At 44.7% G+C, this 15,391-nt stretch carries 17 protein-coding genes; 6 read left to right on the top strand and 11 right to left on the bottom strand.

The window, feature by feature from the left end; translation table 11 throughout:
* Positions 1–22: 22 nt before the first annotated feature.
* The 4 genes from I2E69_RS01105 to I2E69_RS01090 form a co-directional block, all read right to left on the bottom strand.
* Complete coding sequence (locus I2E69_RS01105) at positions 23–478, bottom strand: hypothetical protein (protein ID WP_195458305.1); 456 nt, start codon at positions 476–478, stop codon at positions 23–25.
* A 49-nt stretch (positions 479–527) separates the two neighbouring features.
* The gene (locus I2E69_RS01100; protein WP_195458304.1) at positions 528–1,577 is read right to left on the bottom strand and encodes a hypothetical protein; all 1,050 of its coding nucleotides are present in this window, start codon (positions 1,575–1,577) and stop codon (positions 528–530) included.
* A gap of 520 nt (positions 1,578–2,097) precedes the next feature.
* Complete coding sequence (locus I2E69_RS01095) at positions 2,098–2,496, bottom strand: DUF3244 domain-containing protein (RefSeq protein WP_195458303.1); 399 nt, start codon at positions 2,494–2,496, stop codon at positions 2,098–2,100.
* Between the two features lie 258 nt (positions 2,497–2,754).
* Complete coding sequence (locus tag I2E69_RS01090) at positions 2,755–4,491, bottom strand: tetratricopeptide repeat protein (protein ID WP_195458302.1); 1,737 nt, start codon at positions 4,489–4,491, stop codon at positions 2,755–2,757.
* Between the two features lie 290 nt (positions 4,492–4,781).
* On the opposite strand from I2E69_RS01090, the gene I2E69_RS01085 reads away from it, so the two are divergent.
* From I2E69_RS01085 to I2E69_RS01075, 5 genes are read left to right on the top strand one after another with little or no spacing between them, the layout of a single operon-like run.
* Positions 4,782–5,642 carry a S24 family peptidase gene (locus I2E69_RS01085; RefSeq protein WP_195458301.1) on the top strand — a complete coding sequence of 287 codons (861 nt, stop codon included), beginning with the start codon at positions 4,782–4,784 and terminating at the stop codon, positions 5,640–5,642.
* Positions 5,643–5,652: 10 nt separating this feature from the next.
* Positions 5,653–5,976 (top strand): hypothetical protein, encoded by a 324-nt coding sequence (locus I2E69_RS15175; RefSeq protein ID WP_317191081.1) that lies wholly within the window; start codon positions 5,653–5,655, stop codon positions 5,974–5,976.
* A 40-nt stretch (positions 5,977–6,016) separates the two neighbouring features.
* A complete protein-coding gene (locus I2E69_RS15170) occupies positions 6,017–6,322 on the top strand; it encodes a hypothetical protein (RefSeq protein WP_229095315.1) in 306 nt (101 codons plus the stop codon).
* Between the two features lie 12 nt (positions 6,323–6,334).
* A complete protein-coding gene (locus I2E69_RS15165; RefSeq protein WP_229095314.1) occupies positions 6,335–6,982 on the top strand; it encodes a DUF4113 domain-containing protein in 648 nt (215 codons plus the stop codon).
* A 21-nt stretch (positions 6,983–7,003) separates the two neighbouring features.
* Positions 7,004–7,831 carry an SOS response-associated peptidase gene (locus I2E69_RS01075; RefSeq protein WP_195458300.1) on the top strand — a complete coding sequence of 276 codons (828 nt, stop codon included), beginning with the start codon at positions 7,004–7,006 and terminating at the stop codon, positions 7,829–7,831.
* A gap of 424 nt (positions 7,832–8,255) precedes the next feature.
* On the opposite strand, the gene I2E69_RS01070 is transcribed toward I2E69_RS01075, so the two are convergent.
* From I2E69_RS01070 to I2E69_RS01050, 5 genes are all read right to left on the bottom strand, one after another.
* Positions 8,256–8,435, bottom strand: coding sequence for a hypothetical protein (locus I2E69_RS01070; protein ID WP_195458299.1), 180 nt, complete (start codon positions 8,433–8,435; stop codon positions 8,256–8,258).
* A gap of 136 nt (positions 8,436–8,571) precedes the next feature.
* Positions 8,572–9,093 carry a hypothetical protein gene (locus I2E69_RS01065; protein WP_195458298.1) on the bottom strand — a complete coding sequence of 174 codons (522 nt, stop codon included), beginning with the start codon at positions 9,091–9,093 and terminating at the stop codon, positions 8,572–8,574.
* Between the two features lie 1,251 nt (positions 9,094–10,344).
* Positions 10,345–10,782 (bottom strand): hypothetical protein, encoded by a 438-nt coding sequence (locus I2E69_RS01060; RefSeq protein WP_195458297.1) that lies wholly within the window; start codon positions 10,780–10,782, stop codon positions 10,345–10,347.
* A complete protein-coding gene (locus tag I2E69_RS01055) occupies positions 10,769–11,539 on the bottom strand; it encodes a hypothetical protein (RefSeq protein ID WP_195458296.1) in 771 nt (256 codons plus the stop codon). Before I2E69_RS01055 ends, I2E69_RS01060 begins: the two co-directional genes overlap by 14 nt.
* A gap of 250 nt (positions 11,540–11,789) precedes the next feature.
* Complete coding sequence (locus I2E69_RS01050) at positions 11,790–12,650, bottom strand: hypothetical protein (protein ID WP_195458295.1); 861 nt, start codon at positions 12,648–12,650, stop codon at positions 11,790–11,792.
* A gap of 1,086 nt (positions 12,651–13,736) precedes the next feature.
* Between I2E69_RS01050 and I2E69_RS01045 the strand changes: the two genes are divergently transcribed.
* Positions 13,737–14,276, top strand: coding sequence for an RNA polymerase sigma-70 factor (locus tag I2E69_RS01045; RefSeq protein WP_195458294.1), 540 nt, complete (start codon positions 13,737–13,739; stop codon positions 14,274–14,276).
* Between the two features lie 86 nt (positions 14,277–14,362).
* On the opposite strand, the gene I2E69_RS15420 is transcribed toward I2E69_RS01045, so the two are convergent.
* Together I2E69_RS15420 and I2E69_RS01035 are read right to left on the bottom strand one after the other, a co-directional pair.
* Positions 14,363–14,932, bottom strand: a complete 570-nt coding sequence (locus I2E69_RS15420) for a hypothetical protein (protein WP_410489080.1) — start codon at positions 14,930–14,932, stop codon at positions 14,363–14,365.
* Positions 14,932–15,372, bottom strand: a complete 441-nt coding sequence (locus I2E69_RS01035; protein ID WP_009598571.1) for a LexA family protein — start codon at positions 15,370–15,372, stop codon at positions 14,932–14,934. The genes I2E69_RS15420 and I2E69_RS01035 overlap by 1 nt, the downstream gene beginning before the upstream one ends.
* Positions 15,373–15,391 lie beyond the last annotated feature (19 nt).

Raw genomic sequence — 15,391 nt, 5'->3', positions numbered from 1 at the left:
ATAATTCGCCCTGCGTTCATCCTTATTTTACTTTAATTTTCAGACGGTCAGCCATCCGACCCTCGACAGGACATTCATTGTAATACTCATAAACGAGTTGCAGAACAATCGTTTTACCTGCGGCAGAGTGGATATTTACAGAAACCGGAATAGAGGTATTATTTTTACCTTTAAAATTTAAACTCGATTCCGAAATGGAAAAATCGCGACCTTCTTCGGCCGTGGAGAGTTTTTGATCCACGACTATCTGCACATTCTGTTTAGGATGATCTTTTGCTGCGAAAGCATTTCGCCAGACAAGTAACTCTACCTGCGAATTTGGTTTTGCATCGAGCTTTGTTATCGGTGAAATATAACCACCGACCGAGGACGGGTTTTCTGTAAAATAAATCATATCCTCATAGGATGTACTGCGTTCTTCGTCTTTGCACGCGGCAAGGCTCAATGTCAAAGATAAAAACAAGAATAAGCGTTTCATTTGTTTGATAATTAAAGGGAAGGGGCAATTATATCCCCTTCCCCATGATTTACATGCAGTTTGATAACGGAAGCATTATAGAAGGCATACCTTTTCTCCATTCCTCTGTTACAGCGCCACAATTACCAAGCGCACCGCTCAAAGCCCTCCAACGTATCATATAAAAGTTTTCGGGAATGGGCATAAGGACTTCAGGTGAACTAACCCAAAGGCCGCCAATGGCAATTCGATGTTTAAAACTTTTAGTTGATCCGGATGTTAGAGAGAATGGTTTACGATCAGGATTAAAATAAAAATGCTTACCTCCAATCCAAACCTCAAAAGATAAATGTGTAATCGTAAATTTATCACTGTATGTGTTCCAGCCGATCAATGTTTTCTTTTTCTGGCCTGAAAGCTGTAATTCCATAGCGAAAGAAGATTCATAAACTGTTGTTCCATGTCCGCCATCTTTGGCAATAACCATCCTCAAAATATGAGTACGGCCAAATACCTTATACTTACCTTTTTGATAGCGGTTGTCATAATATTTCTGATTCGTTTCGCCACGCGTTTCCGAATTAGCGTTCATAGGAGCAACGTAGTCGATTTCCTTAACGACACTTGCGCGAGTAGCCGGGTCTGTCGTTTCAATCATAATTTTGTCCCCGGAAACGGTGTGCTTGATACCATCGACATAGAAAACACCATTAATATCTGCAATGCTCGCATAAGCGAATGAAACGATTTTAGGCATAAGTCGCCCGTCCTCTTCCACAAGATAGTCCGAGCAGGTTTCCAGAATAGCCTGATATTCTTCAGGAGTTTCACACTCGATCAGTTCGTCCAGCATACTGTCTGTGAACGAGCGAACAGATGTAAAATTATGCTCTTTTTCAAAAGAACTCAAATCCTCATCCGAAACAAGCGCATCCATTGTCTTAAAACACGATTCGGGAGAGGGAAAATGCAGCGTACCGTCGATGCACTGAATATCGGCATCCTCTACGGACACCTGTGTTTCCGGGTTGACGGATGAAGTATCGACCTCATCACTTTTCGCACAAGCATAAGCCGCGAATGCAGCCATAGCCAAAATGCAGATTTTTGAAAATTTCATAATCATAATGGATTAGTTAATATGTGCCTACTCGTAAAGTTTTTCGGCTTCCACTTTATTCCGAATCAGGAACCGAAGGCACCAGTTTACCAGGCTGCCTTATCCGTAAAAACATATAAGAAACGATAATGATTATCATTTACTTTTTCGATTTTATAGCTATCCACACTTCGTATGCCCTGACATTCTTTGACCGTTACAGTTCTGTTTCCGGTTTTCACAACGCATTTACTTGTGAGGTCGAACGGCGTTCCAAAACCTTTGGGATCAATGATTTTAGTCCCGATGCTATTGAATTTTATCGTATAGCTCTTCCCGACCGGGACTGTGAATTTCTCGTTTTCCTTATAACTAAAGCCCCAAAACCTTGTAACTTCAATATTTTCCGACGAGTTATTCACATAGACCCATTCCACCCGAAGTTCCGATGCCGGCCTGGAATTGCATCCGCAAATCAGGATACTCAATAATACACTTATCCCGAATAACCAATGATGCGCTTTGAAAACCTCGGTTCTCATTACTCCAGCATGTCGAAATAGCCGAATGCTTCCAGATCTTTGCCGAATATTTTGATGGTATATACTCCATCCTCCTCCATATTACAAGGAATGAAAGCAAGCGGCTCCATATCCGTGTTGCACTCGTATTTGGTGATTGCCTGTCCCATCGGGTTTAGGACATAGATTGTCACCGAACCGAGGTTTTCATTGAATGCAACATCTACGAAGTTGCTCTCGGCATCGACTGCCACCTCGATACTCTGGTAGAGACTACGATGGATATGGGGCCTGGGATGTTTAATGACAGTGATGTGAATGTCCTTCTTTGGTCTCTTAGGACGGGCATCGACGGAAAAAGTTGTGGCCATTGAAACGATGGCTGCAAACAGCAGCAGAAAGCAAGAACTCTTTTTCATAATTTATGATTTTTGGGGATTGTTTGATGAGACAAAGCTACGGAAGAAATCGTACGTTCAGGCCCCAAAATGCCATTTTCTGATATGATAGGTTTGCGTGCAAAATTCACATATTCAGCGAATTAAGTCTAAAATTTTATCATACCCATATCATTCATTATTCAAGCACCACATTATCAACCAGTTAGCACAAACAATAAAGAGAAGTCGGTTTGACTTCTCTTTATTGGAAAATATATAATGCTATAAACTAATGCATTACAGTTGTTTTTCGAGTATTTTGATACATTTTGTAAAAAAATCCTCCAGATTATCCGTGTCGGTAAGCCCCAGTTTAGACCGCAATTTTGACCGCTTGGTGTAGATGCTGTAGCTGTTCGTATGATTGAATATCAGTCGGGTTTGCTGAGGCGAAAAACCGAGACATATCATGCAACAAAGGGCTAAATCATCCTGATTCAATTTCGGATAATGTGCCTGCAAGTAAATAATGATGTCGTTATAATAGAGATTCGTGATGTCGAATAAATCGTCCAATGCCTTGCCGGACTTATTACCCTCTATCTTTAAGTGCTTGCGGACTTTCTCATAAAATACGTCGGCATTCCCTTCATAGGTGGAAGCAAGTTCCAGTATCTTCTGCAAACTCTGAAGCCGGTTGTCCAGTGCGGCAAAAAGACGGCGCGATTTCTCGTCTTTCCGGCCATGCAGGTTTTCGAATTGAAGTTCCAACTCAGCATATTTTTTTTGAAGCGACAAATGATCGCTCTTTATCAAATCCGCAAAACCCAGATATTCGTCCCGCTGTTCCTTCCGTCTTCGATGAATGATCCAGGCAACGCCTCCCAAAATGATTATAACAAGCGAAGCGAAAATAGAAATCGCAATATGCTGGTTCCGAAGCCTCTTATAGGACTGTTGTACTTGTTTGGTATGGTATTTCTGCTCCAAATCCTGCACGAGGTTGAGTTTATCTCTTTCGTCCAGCGAATCGGTCAGCAAGATCCGGCGATGCAAATATTCATTAGCCGCATTATAATCGGTTTCGGTCTCGTATATTTTTGCCAGCATAGCATATATGCCCAAAGACCGATAATCCTGATCGTCCTCTGCATGGTCCAATGCTTTTAAAGCATAATATTTTGCAGAATCGATCTGGTTCAATTCATAGTAGCAATCACTAAGCAGAGGAAGCATATCGTCTGGTATATTACCCCTGTTGTATTCCCGAGATACGCTAAAAATAACGGACTTGGCTTCTTTTGCTGAGGATAGGTTATCGTCCATCTCCATGATGGTCGCAGCAGTTGACTGTGCTATGTTCAAAAGACAGGTGGTGTCACTATGCTCCAATGCGACTTTTTCCGCTTGGGCGAGAGTTTCCAATGCTTCGTCGTATTGTTCAAGGATACTTTGCGTACTTGCCTTGGCTTGTAATACATACGCTTCATTTACCGTTTGCAAAGGCCGATATACCTCAAGGGCTTTGTCATACATGAACAGCGCCTCTTCAAAACTGTATTGCATGGTATAGAGATTCCCGATATTGGCATAAAGCATTGCCAGTAATCTACGCGCTCGGGTCCCCACCATGAAACGCTCGGCTTCGATATAGGATTTTATTGCATTATCCAAATCACCTTGGTTATCGTAAATTCGCGCCAGGTAGTACCATGCTTTTGCCTTGTCGATATTCCTTCCATGATTTCGGTAATAGTCTACAGCCGGACGTATCAACGAGTCTGAAGTCAGATCGATTTCATTTTTGTCGAGTGCCTGTGAGTATAAAAGAGCGTATTTTGCCCGGGTGCTGCGGCGGGAAATATCTTCGGGTTTGAGGCTGGCAATGATTTGTAGCGCACTATCCGGTCGGGAGTGCATATATTGTTTTGCCTGGGTCAATTTGGCATCGACAACTTTATTCCCCTGACATCCAGCGCATATCCCGAGGCTTAGGATAATGAATATCAGTATTCTGTTTGTTCCGTTTATCATAGGAGAATGCAAGGTGACGATCAAAGATAATATAAATGGACCTTAAAACATAAAAAAGCGATGAAAAGTATGTGTGTCTCGCACTATCATTTTATGCTCATACAACATAGGCACGAAATTTTCCGTTATTTTTGCACATAAACTCCGCAGGAGAGTACTACGAAAAGGACGCAACTTCCAATCTGGTACATTGCCGGTATACGGCCGGCTTAAATAATTGATGAAATGACAACACAATGTCTAATGACGTTGCGTGCTGCCATTGTATTCCCTGCGCCATAACTGTACCTATGAATATTCATTTCGATATATACGGACTTGTTACGACAAAGGTCAACGCACTGCCATACGTCAGCGAGGGAATTCCGGCGGGATTCCCCTCGCCGGCCATGGACTATATCGGCGACCGCATCGACCTGAACGAAGTCCTAATACTCAACCCGGGTGCGACCTACTATGCCCGCGTTCGGGACTACTATATGGTCGAAGAGGAGCTGGAGCAGGGCGACGGCATCCTCTTCGACACGAGCCTTGCCCCGCGTACCGGGGACCTCGCATTCTGCGAGGTCTGCGGCGAGCGCGTGCTGAAATACATCCGCAAAAAGGGACGTGAGCTATGGCTTCTCGGCGGCGGCACGGATGACACGCTTCCTGTCGACGGCGAAACCGAAGTGCGGGTGTTGGGCGTCGTTACGGTCGTCATCAAAGTCCGGAGGTTTAAGAAACGGCGCACCCGGCTCATCAAGCATCTGCCTCAGAAGGAACAACCCGCACTGTTCGAGCGACGGGCGATCCAAGCCTCGTATTTTCCGGAGAGCGACGTTCCCGTCGAGGGGCTCGTCGACCTGAACGAAGAGCTGATTTCCAACCCGGTCAGCACCTTCTTCGGGAAGGTGCGGGGCATTTCCCTGATTGACGACGACATCGAGGACAGCGATTCGGTGATCGTAGATCGGATGCTCGAACCCCAGTGGGGCGACTTGGCCGTATGCGTCACACCCGACGGCTTCACTATGAAATACGTTGAGGTGCGCGACAACGGGGAGGTCTGGCTGATGCCCGGCAACAAGGATTACGCCCCAATCCACATCTCCGAAGATAATGAACGCCTGCTTTGGGGGGGGGCAGTTAAGGGTAAAGAAGGGAGGTAAGAAATAAGAAATGAGTCAGAAACTATTGCCCTTGAATCCCCGGCAGATGGTAGGTCTTGCGGACGGAAATTCTTTCTACTGTTCCTGTGAGGAATCCGTGCAGCCGTGGCTCTATGGAAAGCCCATTATCGTGGCCTCGAATAATGACGGCTGTGCGATAGCAATGAACAGATTAGCAAAGAAATACGTCAAGATGGGCGACGCGATGTTTCAAATAACAGACACTATAAAGCAGCATGGGATTGTTACATTCTCATCTAACTATGAGCTTTATGGCGATTTGAGTAACCGTATGCACAGTATATTTTCATCTTTCACCCCCCCCCAATTATGAGCGGTACAGCATCGACGAAGGGTTCCTCGATTTCACAGGGATGGAAGGATTCGATTTCGAAAAGCTGGGACGCGACATCATCCGCACTACCCGGCGGGGGATCGGCATCCCGATCTGCTTGGATATAGCCCTGACGAAGGTATTGGCCAAAGCCGCCAACAAGCTGGCCAAGACGGATGACGCCCGGCGGGGGCTCTACATTATCGACACGGAAGAAAAGCGTGTAGAGGCGCTGAAAAAGCTGCCTATAGGCGATGTGTGGGGCATCGGTCGGCGGCATGAGAAGCGCCTGACGGCGATGGGCGTCCGCACGGCCTACGATTTCTCCGTTCTGCCGCTCGAGTAGGTGCGCAAGAACATGACCGTCGTCGGCGACCGCCTCTGGCGCGAGATGAACGGGACGCCCTGCATCAGCCTGGAGCTGGCGCCGCCCGACAAGCAGGAGATATGCACGTCGCGGGCATTCGGGAAAATGACTTCCGATTTCAACGAGGTAAAGGCCGCCGTGGTCCGTGACCTCAGTTCCTCCGCCCGCAAACTCCGCGACCAAAGTTCCTATGCCCGGCGCATCTATGTCGGCATTGAAACCAATCCCTTCAACGAGTACCAGCGGCAGACCTACCGGGGGCTGCAGATCGAGTTTCCCATACCTACGGATAATACGTTCGAGATGATTCCGTATGCCATGACGCTGCTCAAGGCGATCTGGCCGACCTATACTCCCGGTGAGAGACCGTTCCTGTTCAAACGGGCGACGGTAACTCTTTCGGACCTTATTCCGGCCGAAGCGGTGCAATTTAACATGTTCCATCAGGAGCCCAACATCGAGCAATTACGACGCTTGCAGGCTGCCGTGGACGAGGTGAACGGTCCGCTGAACCTTGACAGCCGGCTTGTGGTGCTGGGCGCGGAGTTGACCGGGCAGAATAATACTCGGCTGCGGCGCGAGATGCTTTCGAAATGTCCTACGACCAAATGGAGCGACCGAATAGATATTGCCATCTAACTTTGTAAAGAATTTTTGTTTATGTGTTTTTTCACCTCTCTGTCAGCAAATGCAGCGGCCGTAGCCAAAAGGTACGGTAAGCAGTTGGATATTATCGAAGCTGCCCGGCAGGTACTCGCCGAGCAGGAACAGGAAGAAAGGGCCAGGCAGGAAGCCGACCCCGGACACAAGGTCAGTGTCTACGACATTCGATTGGCCGAGGATATATACGTCATCCCCGCTTGCGCCGAGCCGCAATGTGTCATTGTTTCTGGGAGCGATAAACTACAAGTAATGCAATGGGGGCTGATTCCAAGAACTGCAAAGCCCGATGATGTAGAACGTTTTGACCGGGAGAATCTGTTCAAAAATGCAAGGGCCGAGACGCTTTTCGAGAAGTGGCCGTGGCGGATGCTGTGGCAGCATAACCGGTGTATTATCCCCGTTACAGGGTTTTTCGAACCTCACCGATTGCCGGACGGGAAAGCTCAGTATTACTTCACGAAATTGAAAGACAAGGAAATATTCTCGATCGCCGGGCTTTGGGACGAATGGACGAATCCCCAGACCGGAGAGAAGGTGCTGTCGTTCGTCTTGATAACGACCGAAACCAACGACATGATGCAAAAAATACACAATGGCGGAAGCAATCCCTTTCGGATGCCGAAGATACTCACTTCGGAGCAGGAACGTTTATGGCTCGATCCGGCGATCGTTTCGACGGAAGCCGTCACTGCTCTGCTCACGGTATATCCCGAAGAAGAAATGACGGCATGGGCGGTTCGGCAGAAGTTCAACTATGGAGACCCTTTTGACGAAGGAATTATTGAACCGGTCATGGAACAGCGCCCTGTTGGCACAAAGCCTTGAGCTGATTGTGTAAAATAAAATCAAAAAATGGCTGACAATAATTTGTCAGCCATAAAAAGGAGTACCGCATTAATCAACGATAATTTTGCCGGTCGAAATCTCATATTCCCCGAACGATTTGTTTCGGTTGGCCAGATAGACATATTCATCACCCATTTCAGGCATATCCTCTGTGGGGCCAACGAATGTATATCTTTCTTCTTTTGCAAAATGTGAATCTAAAGCCTATACCGCTGTTTATTAATCAATCTGCATTATCGTAATCTCCACCTGAAAGGTATCGAATTACTGAATCGTCAAGGGTTAACGTTCAGTATTTATCATCGGATCGGTATTTACAAAGATGAATTAGTATTAATTTCAATAACAATTAGGTGAAATCTTTTTTCGTGATATAGGATTGACCTTACGCAAAACAAAAGACTTAAAGCTGAATTCTACCTTTTACAACTTTCACAACACTTACGACCTCATTTTTTTCGGGCTTACCAATGGGATATTTCAGCACCAGGCTATCACCTTTCTGCGCAACAGGCAATTTATGTGTGGAGTAAACTCCTCTTATCGTATCACCTTTATACTCGAACTCATAGCTGATATTCATCTTGAAATAGTTATCCCTTAACGGATAGGTCTTCGTTTCATACACATACGCCCTTACATATTCGTATTCTTTTGGCCGGCAACCAAATACCGACAATAACGATACGAAAAAAAGTAAAGTGGTGATCTTGGTGTTTTTATTTATATCCATAAGCCTTGAGATAAGCGTTCCATGCTGCTTTTGTATTTGAACCGCGTCCTTTATATCCGCTGAACTGACCTGCATGTTGTGCCCTGAACATATTGAACTTCTGCATGGACGGGCCGGAATTCGACACTCTCGATTGCCCACCAGCCTGCATATTATATCTTCTATTGCCTTTTATACCTCCTCCCATATACCCAGACACATCGTTCATCATATTGAAATACTGTCCGAATAAATTCAACGTTCCCAAAGTTTGACCATAAGTATTCCAATAATTTGTACCTGTCAATGGTTCAGCAATACCTTGATTTTCAAAATTTGCTAACGCCTGTTTCATGGCATGTGAATCTCCATTACGAACTTCATACCGCATTTTAAAATCGTTCATGTCATAGGTATATCCACCTTGTCCGGAAAGCCCGCCGGGTAAATCTTCCCAAAGATCGACAGGAGCGACACCCCAGCCCTGCTCTTTTCCGACTCTGACTTCTCCAATATATGTCAGCTCCATTTACAGCCGCAGAACCAATAATCTGTACAGAACCGTCATCACCGACAGATACTAAATCTACATATTGAGTATCTTTCCCGCCGACATCGCTCACCCAAATTTTTTCGCCTGTTGCCACATTGTAATGATACGAATCCTTTCCGTCCGGATCGACAAAATTAATCGGATTGTTGGTACAGAACGCATACGGTGAAATCGGATGTAGGTCAAATCTACTGAAAATAATGCGATAATGCAAATCGCTGAGGTCAAAAGTTTAGGCTTGGTAAGATCACTATAAATAGTCTGGGTGGATATAAATAAAGACCGGAATGTTTTCATTCCAGTCTTTCGAATTACTATAGAAAATTTCTTACCAATACTTCATCAATGATTATTCCCGTTGTGCCCATTTTCAACCCTTCAAGAGATAATTTCGGCTGGCGTACACGATAAATATAATTTCACCAAGTGTCAAAATGAAGATTAACGGCAAATAAAAATACCAGTATTCAGGTCTGCAACCTTTTTTATTTATGACAAATAATAAGATGACTGAAAGAATGGGCATAATGCACAATAAATCCATGATATTGGTTCGGAATAACACCCCTGCACAAAGACAATAGATTGGGAAAACAATAAACCCCGCAATAGCTATATTTGCCAATGTCCACCCCAGAGGAGGATACTTTGTAAGATTCAGCAGCCCGATTACAGCACACAGAGCAAAAAACATATCCTGTGCAGAGCAAAGATATGATTTATAACCGACCAAACCCAATATACCCTCCTGGAAATATCGGTTAATCGGATCAAGCAATATATACAAGCATGACAGAATAATTACGGCCCAAATAAAAATATGCGTCCTCTTACCAATTGGACACAGTATTTCGGTAGTCTTTTTCATTGTCGCAAAATCTATAATTTATATTTTGATCTTTGTCGATATAAACTTCTATGTAATGTGTTGCAGATGTATCTCCAGAGGTGCTGACATAGCTAAATCCGGCTTAGTTTTTTCTGATACGAGGATATAGCCCTTAAGGAAACCTGTTCATCATATCGTCAGTAGCAATATTGTATCCGTATGAATCAGCGGCATTGAAACCCTAAAGAAATGTTGCATGTTCCAATGCTCGTCGGGCATGTCTATAAACCGGAACATCGAGATATTCTTTTTGATAAAATTGTAAGTAGTTTTATAAAATCCGATATCGTTTCCGGGTAACAAGCCAGAATAAATATGCCTGCAAAGAGCAGTCGGGACTAAAGCTCAAAAACTTTGACACTGTCCCGCACAGGCCATGTCAATTCCGGATCGCCGATGACTTCTCTATATCGCGCAATCAGGGAATCGGCCTTCTCAAGGGTAAATGAGCATTTGTTAGCTTCATACCATTGCTTCCATATGTTCAGATCTTCACCTTCTAAATCCACATCGCAATCGTTCGAATAATAAGTATAGGTAGCTGGGGTATTAGCGAAAAGATCCACACGGCCTTCGTAACCGGTAATGGCGATAAGACATCCAAAGGCGTTCATTCGGGTTCCATCATCGCAATAATAGCCATTGCCGGAAACTAAATATGCGATTTCAAGGCAATTCTGAAACTCGGCTTTGAAAGCCTTATCTTCCTTGCATTTTGAACACGACAAGCAGTTTAGGCAAAGCACTGTCAGAAATATATTTTTAACGGCTCCCATAAGGTGTGACTTTTATTATTGGTATTCCAGTTCTAACAAGCAATCTATTTACAGTTCCATTTGGCAACTGGTACGATTGAATAAATACATTCCTTGACTGTACTCCATCTATCAGGCGGGTATTCCTATTCACAGAGTTTTCCCAACCTACCGCCCGTTCGTGATTATGCCGATACATATTACTACTCCCCGACGGAACTCCTGATATAACTTTGCCATATTGTTCTCGCAATTCGTGCATCATCTTTCCCTGTTGGGTCGCAGCCGGCTGAACTGCGGCATTCGGGTCCATCGGTGCAAATTGAGACATATCGGCGACATCTATCGCTCCATCGGAGTATCTCCCGATATCAACACCTTCCTTACCATTATATACAGCCATATTCACAACTCGCGTTTCATGGTCTACAACTTCCTTTGTGCCCCTGTAAAAACTTTGTGCGCCCTCGGACAGTTTACTCAAATCGCCACCGCCTTTTGTGGCTTCCAATCCGACTTTATATACTCCTTTCGTATCGGTATCTGTCAATGTTACTTTAAACTGTCCGTTAAATCCGCTATTGTAAATCTGTTCAAACAACTCTCGCGCTCCATCTCCATGAAAGGATACGCGGTATTCCTGCCCATCCGGATCAACATACTTAATCGGATTCCCGGCACAATACGCATACGGTGAAATCGGATGATACCCGTAGGTCAAATCTACTGAAAATAACGCGATAATGCAAATCGCAGCGGTCAAAAGTTTAGGTTTCATAATCGTATAATTTTAAGGGTTATTGTATCGGCAGTTTATTTTGCGAGTACTTCCTGCATTTTCATCCCCTCTTCGTTGCCTTTTTCGAGCTTATCATACAACTCCTCACTCATAGCTTCCCAACCCAATGCTTGCAGTTTTTCGTAAAGAGCGGCCGATTGCGCTTCGATCTGCCGGGTATAAGCGTCCTCCTTACACCCGTTTTCCTTCAGATGTTTTACAAGGGCCGCATCGAGCGACTTGCCCAGAATTATGCACGCTTTGGGGTGCTGCGGATAGTATTCCAGCGATTTCTCCGCGCAGAGGCGGGTAATGCGTCGTAATATTTGAATTTGTTCCGGTATCCGAACGCGAGGTCGGCAAGCTGCGCCGCAACGGTTTCACGATCCGTCAGAGGAGTAAGATAGATCTTGTTCTCGATGGCCTTGTCGCTGATTTCGAAATGCTCCTTGTAAAAGAATTCCGGGGTAATCTGGTGCGTGGTAAGCTCCACGTTCACCCACTCTTCGGGATACATCTTATCCTCGTTCCGATAGCGGATAAACACATGGGCAGGGGCATACGCGGTATATGCTTCGGCGCCGAGAGCCTCGGCCAGCACTTTGTAGTACATCGGCAGGGAACGGCACTGCCCGGTGTGCGTCCGCATGACTTTGGTTACGAACTGCTTTGTAAAATCATCCTTACCTCCGGTATCGGCAAAATCGTAGGTGAAAGGTTTATGCCCGTTTCCGGAATAGGGCCGGAAAAAGTATTCCGAGAGCGCCAGGTTTTTCCCGGTCTTGTAACTTCCGAGTCCGTTTGCCGCAATGAACATTTGCAGAAACGCGACGGCCGTATCTATACCGAGGCAATAAGCGTCGTAATCGAGGTCGCCGTCGAGGTAAGCCCACTCCGCGAGGAAGACCGCACGTTTTATGCTCAAGGGGATTTTCCCGTCGAGCATGTCCGCCATTTCGAGATACGCCTGCCGGTAATGCCGGTTGCGGGATTCGCTCGCCACATGGTTCGGAGTCCGGCCCATCTGTTGGCCGGTCGTCTGCTGCAGCGGGAATCCGCAAAACAAAATGAGGATGCAGATTATTCCTTTTTTGAGCGACATCTTTTCCATAGGTTTATCAGCCGACGTGTATTTCAAAGTTAGCAGATAAAACCCGAAACACCAAGCTGCAACAACCTTACATCGACTGCTTAACTGTGCTGAAATTCAAGGTGTTGAAAAATAAATTTGCTTACATTGAGATTACAAGCAGAAAAAGTCGAAAAACCGGCCTGTAGCGGGATGGATTTCAGGAGGGGAGATATTCATTTTTTTCGTGACTACCTAAGTTGATTGGGTTGAATAGTGAATAGCGAAAACTATACTACGGAACAAAAAATCCTTCAATATTGGCTGAATAAGTTTTTAGTATTACCTTTGAAGTGCGTCCCGCCAATAGGCGACGCCTTCGTTCAGAGAAAACTTGGAGGTTTTTTTAGAAGTGACGAAGTGAAAAGCAGCCCGACGGGTCGTGTGTCCCACGCCCGGTTGTGGTATATTACTACGCTACGATATGTGGGTGTGGGCATTTTCACTTGCATTGCTTCGGGTTTCCTCCAAGTACCTCGCTGATTGCAAGGGCCCCGCTCACTTTTTTTATGGCAGGATCTACTATGTTATTTCTTCCCGGATACGGTTGTTATGTATTATAGATAAAGGGGCTGCATCTGATTGTCTATGTCTAAATGATATTAATTCGGATTCAGCAAAGATTGAGGTCCATTACAATGAGGTTCGGGCAGTATGGGACCTGTGCGGGGTTTACAAACATTTCGATAGACGTTGACACAGCATACATTTTCCGGATTGGCTGACTCGTTTGAAAAGCAAGTCAACGCAAATAAAAAATGAATTAAAGTAAAAACGCTATGCAATCGAAATCGGGTACAATAAACCGGAAAATAAGTGTATTTTTGTTCTATTGGTAGTCAATTACAGTATTCTGGAAAAGATAGATACACGAAAAATTAGGATTTGTGTCGGTGGGTAAAAAATACTTCAAACTGAAATAATCCCCAAATATTCGTCTAAGTCTACGTTAGGACATCTTATGACGAGGTGATGTAATTTATCATTCAAAAGGCAAAAGACTTCCATCCTTTGATTATCAGAGGATGTAAGCCTTTTCATCTGATTATTACTAATTTGTGGGCTTACATGGAGTATGATGACAAAGAAAGATTAATCCGGTTATCGCTGGGAGATCACGAAGCGTTCCGAATTTTGTTTACGAGATACCAGCCGGGACTCAAAAAATATATTGCATTTATTATTAAATCGGATGTTGCTGCAGAAGACATCGTACAAGATATTTTCATTAAGATTTGGATTTTTCGGGAACAGATGGCTGCAATAAATTCACTCCGGGCATATATATATCATATCGGGAAAAATGCGGCATTCGATTATCTCAGGGGGCATGCCGTACAGCGCAAATACCGATCGCATCTCATGCCTGAACCACGAATCTCACAGATCGAGGCATATTACTTTGCTTCCGAAATTGAAAGTCATGTTCGCATGCTGGTTCGTAAAATGCCCCGGCAGAGGTATACTGTTTTTCTGATGAGCAGGCGCGATGGGCTCAATTACCACGAGATAGCTCATAGATTGGATATATCGCATAAAACGGTTGCCAATCATCTGCATCTTGCTCTCTGCGAGATTAAGCATGAGTTAGATAAGATATATGCTTGAATAAATGTTATATACTCATTCGGTCGAAGCCGGATAATTGTAGTCTATCATTGGCCTATATGGGATGGAATCTGATGAAAAGGGGATTATTTTATTGTATTCATCAAATTTATTTTTTCTATAAATTCATCTTGGATAAAATTGACGCTGTGAATTAACTCATTCTCACTAAAATAGAAGTCAATTAACGACATTATATCTTTGTTGTTATTGATAGGTTGGTCAATGCATTTCATCCTAAAAGTATAAAGTGTGGCTGAATCAACATTTAATGCCTGATGCGGATTTTTATAGGCTACGACGAATGAATTAATATTATTTCGGCTTTCGGTCACTTCAATTTGATTGTCGAATAAATTACTGTAAATATTCAACATAACGATTTTCTTTCCATAATATGGGTTATGTAAAGTTTTACATGACCCATAGAGTTCCAGATTGGACGAAAAGACAGCGACGTTGTTGCGCTGGAGGAACGTTTCCTGCTGGTAGTAGGCATCGCCCATCTTCAACCCGAGTGCCTTTGCTTCATTGCTGCGGGCGATGATACACCCGTCGTTATTCGACAATACGACGACGGGCCGCCCGTTCAGATCGGGGGCGAACAACCGTTCGCAGGAAGCGAAGAAATTATTACAGTCCGCCAGGGCGTACATTATTTTTTGACTTTCTTGATTACATACCTGACAACGCCCCACACACGGAAGTCGCAGTCCGTCGTAACCTCGATAGGCTTGTACTTTTCATTTGCAGGGACAAGCCAAACCTGCGCCCCTTTAAACCGGATCGTTTTCAGCGTAAATTCCCCGTCGATAAAAGACACCACGACATCCCCATCGAGTGGATCGGCGGACTTATCGACCGCCAGCAGATCGCCTTCCTCGATATGCGCGTCTTTCATGCTGTCGCCAACGACACGCGCGAAAAATGTAGCGTTCGGATTCGGGGCTACCAGTTTATTCAGATCAAGCGGTTGTTCGATGCTGTCGTCCGCAGGGGAGGGGAACCCGGCGTGTACGCCGCTATCCATCAGAGGAACCTCCAAAGGTGCAGTAAGGTCCGGTTTAAACCATTCCAATCTTATGTTTTCATTCATAGTCGAAGCAAATGTATAT

It is taken from the genome of Alistipes sp. D31t1_170403_E11, assembly GCF_015553985.1.
GTDB lineage: Bacteria > Bacteroidota > Bacteroidia > Bacteroidales > Rikenellaceae > Alistipes > Alistipes montrealensis.
The sequence above is the reverse complement of the archived record's forward strand: the minus strand, read 5'-3'. Positions and strand labels throughout refer to the sequence as shown.